2 protein-coding genes and 1 pseudogene are annotated in these 1,197 nt (G+C 71.2%); all 3 read right to left on the reverse strand.

Features of this window, described 5'->3' with window-relative positions:
* Positions 1-224 (reverse strand): UvrD-helicase domain-containing protein (locus EAW56_RS12350; RefSeq protein ID WP_147453337.1); only part of this gene is annotated, 224 nt, incomplete at its 3' end.
* Positions 225-248: 24 nt separating this feature from the next.
* Positions 249-983 (reverse strand): NAD(+) diphosphatase, encoded by a 735-nt coding sequence (locus EAW56_RS12355; RefSeq protein ID WP_244213442.1) that lies wholly within the window; start codon positions 981-983, stop codon positions 249-251.
* A 7-nt stretch (positions 984-990) separates the two neighbouring features.
* Positions 991-1,197: pseudogene (locus EAW56_RS12360) on the reverse strand (Ion channel protein); the annotation flags it as partial.

The raw sequence follows: 1,197 nt of genomic DNA on the forward strand, positions 1-1,197 counted from the left end.
ATGGTGCGCAGGCGGTCGCGCATCTCGCCCGCGGCGCGTTGCGTGAACGTCACCGCCAACACCTTCGTGGGCGCCACGATCCCCTGGTCCACCAGGTTGGCAATGCGGTACGTGATGGTGCGCGTCTTGCCCGTGCCGGCGCCCGCGAGGATGCACACCGGGCCACGCGGAGCGGTGGCTGCCACGCGCTGGTCCTCATCCAACAAACTCAAGTCCACTGCCATCGGTGTGTCCTTTGTCCTTCCCTCTTAGATCTCGCCTGCGGCCCAGCGCTCGATCAGCTGCCGGGCGATGCTGCCTTCGGGCGCGAGCGTGAGCCCGCCCAGGTCCTCGCGCGTCGCCCAGATGATCTGGCTGAGCTCTCCATCTGTATCCCCCACCTGGGTCTCGTCTGCGGTGCGGGCGCGGAAGCCCAGCATCAGCGAGCCCGACAGTGCCCACGGCTGCGACCCAACATACGCGATGTCGGTGACCCGCCGCCCCGTCTCCTCCAGGACCTCGCGCGCGAACGCGTCCTCCGCGCTCTCGCCCACATCCATGTAGCCGGCAATGCAGGTGAAGAACCCCGGGCGGCGGCGGTTTTCCCCCAGCAGGATGCGGTCGCCGGCGGCGTGCTCGACGACCCCGATCACGCACGGGTCGATCCGCGGGAAGATCGGCGTGCCGGACGCGCCGCGGGCGACGATCCCGGACTCGCCCCAGGTCAGCGGCGAGCCGTCCGTCGGGTCGAAGGCGTAACGCTCCCGCGCAGCCAGCAGGCCGACGGCCCGGGAGACGAGGTAGTTGTCCGCATGGCTGCGCGCGTGGCCGGTGCGCGGGGCGAGGTCGGCGGCGCTGGCGGAGCGCAGCCGCGCGGCGGTGACCTCGGGCGTGATCTGCACCCGGGTGGTCACCTCGATCCCCGCCGGAAGCTCCGGAAACAGGAGTGGTGCGCCCTCGGCGGTGAGGGGGAGGTGCGAGGTGGCGTCGATAAGCAAGAGCACGGGCGCGCTACTCCGACGGCTTCTGTGCCTCGGGCGACTCCTGCGGCTGGGTCATGCGCACGTAGAGCAGGCGGTCGCCCGGCTCGACGGTTTCCGCCTCGGGCACGTCCATGCGGTAGAGCTCTCCGGAGCGGACGACGCCGAGCACGATGTCGGCGAGGTGGCGCGGGTTGGAGCCGACCTCGTCGTCTGCGATGGGGCGCTCCGCCACGGC

The organism is Corynebacterium gottingense, from assembly GCF_003693265.1.
Lineage (GTDB): Bacteria > Actinomycetota > Actinomycetes > Mycobacteriales > Mycobacteriaceae > Corynebacterium > Corynebacterium gottingense.